Annotated in this window: 2 protein-coding genes; both read left to right on the forward strand. The window is 74.1% G+C overall.

From position 1 onward, the window contains the following. Positions 1 to 368: 368 nt before the first annotated feature. On the forward strand, positions 369 to 992 hold the full coding sequence (locus ACI78Z_RS24945; protein WP_457039225.1) for an antibiotic biosynthesis monooxygenase: 624 nt from the start codon (positions 369 to 371) through the stop codon (positions 990 to 992). 56 nt (positions 993 to 1048) lie between these two features. Further along, on the forward strand, positions 1049 to 1669 hold the full coding sequence (locus tag ACI78Z_RS24950) for a hypothetical protein (RefSeq protein ID WP_457039226.1): 621 nt from the start codon (positions 1049 to 1051) through the stop codon (positions 1667 to 1669). Positions 1670 to 1705 lie beyond the last annotated feature (36 nt).

A 1705-nucleotide genomic window follows, 5' to 3' on the forward strand; every position in this document is an offset into this window, starting at 1 on the left:
CCTACAGCGACAAGCCCACCATCCTGACCTCGATCAGGTCGAGGCTGCTCACCCTGCCCGGCGACACCGCGGTCAGGACCGGCCACGGCGAGGACACCACCATCTCCGCCGAGATCAGCCACGTGCACTGAGGGAAGGACCCCCTGCCCCCCACCGCTCGCACGCTCGCGCGGGACCCTGCAGGGGGCCGGCCGGGTCCCGCCCTGCGCAGGCTCAGGGCGGGACCCGGGTCCGGGCGGGACGTCGTCACGGTGGGTGCGCAGCGGGGCGTTGCCTCGCGCTGCCCGCGCGAGGACGCTGAGCGACGCGGCGATGCCGCCGGGGCACCGCCGTCTCGTGACCCCACCGTCCTGGAGAGGAGCGGTGCCGTGTACGCACGCTCGACCACGTTCCATGGCAACCCGCAGTCGGTCGACCGCGGGACGGAGTACGTCCGCGACGAGGTGATGCCCGCCGTCCGCGGCATGGAGGGCTGCATCGGGCTGTCCATGCTCGCCGACCACGAGTCCGGGATGTGCATCGTGACGACGTCCTGGCGGGACCGGGAGGCGATGCAGGCCAGCGCCGAGGGGGTCCGACCGCTGCGCGACCGGGCGATGGAGGTCTTCGGCGGCGGCGAGGTGGAGGTGCACGAGTGGGAGGTGTCGGCCATGCACCGCCGGCACGAGGCGCACCACGGCGCCTGCACCCGCGTGACCTGGTTGCGCGGCGACCCCGACGGCATGGACCGCGCCATCGACGGCTTCCGCATGAGCCTGATGCCGCGGCTGGACGACCTCGCCGGCTTCTGCAGCGTCAGCCTCATGACGCACGCGGCGGAGGGCATGGCCGTCTCCGCGGTCACCTACGACAGCCGGGAGGACATGATCCAGACCCGCGAGAACGCCCGCGCCCTGCGCGACGAGTTCGCGCCGGCACTGGGCCTGGCCGTCACCGACGTCCGGGAGTTCGACCTCGTCCTCGCCCACCTGCGGGTCCCCGAGACCGCGTGAACTGAGCGGGGCCCGGCCGGGGTCGGCCCGGCCGGCCCCGCCGAGAGGAGACATGCGTGTACGCACGCACCACCACCGTCCACGGCGACCCCGTCCTGGTCGACGACGGCGTCGCCTTCCTGCGGGACAAGGTCATGCCGGCCGTCGAGGGCCTGCCCGGCTACGTCGGCCTGTCGATGCTCGCCGACCGGGACACCGGGCGCTGCATCGCCACCACGTCCTGGGCCGACGAGGCCGCCCTGACCGCGACCGGTGCCCAGCTGCGGCCGCTGCAGGCCCGCTTCGCCCAGATCCTGGGCGGGCCCGCGGAGCTGCAGTCGTGGGAGATCGCCGTCCTGCACCGGCTGCACGAGGCGCCGGATGGTGCGTGCACCCGGGTCACCTGGACCCGGACCGACCCCGACCGGGTGGAGCAGGTCCTCGACGCCTACCGGCTGAGCCTGCTGCCCCGGCTCGAGGAGATGGACGGCTTCTGCAGCGCCAGTCTGCTCGTCGACCGCTGGGAGGGGCGCGGCGCCGGCTCGGTCACCTACGCCGACCGGGAGACCCTGGAACGCTCCCGCACCGACGCCACGGCAGTCCGCGAGGAGTTCGCCGCCGCGGTGGGCAGCCGGATCCTCGAGGTGGCCGAGTTCGAGCTCGTCCTCGCCCACCTGCGGGTTCCCGAGACCGCCTGAGCGGCGTCCTGGTCGGTGCCCGCTCGGGCACCGACC

The organism is Geodermatophilus sp. SYSU D01176, from assembly GCF_054050015.1.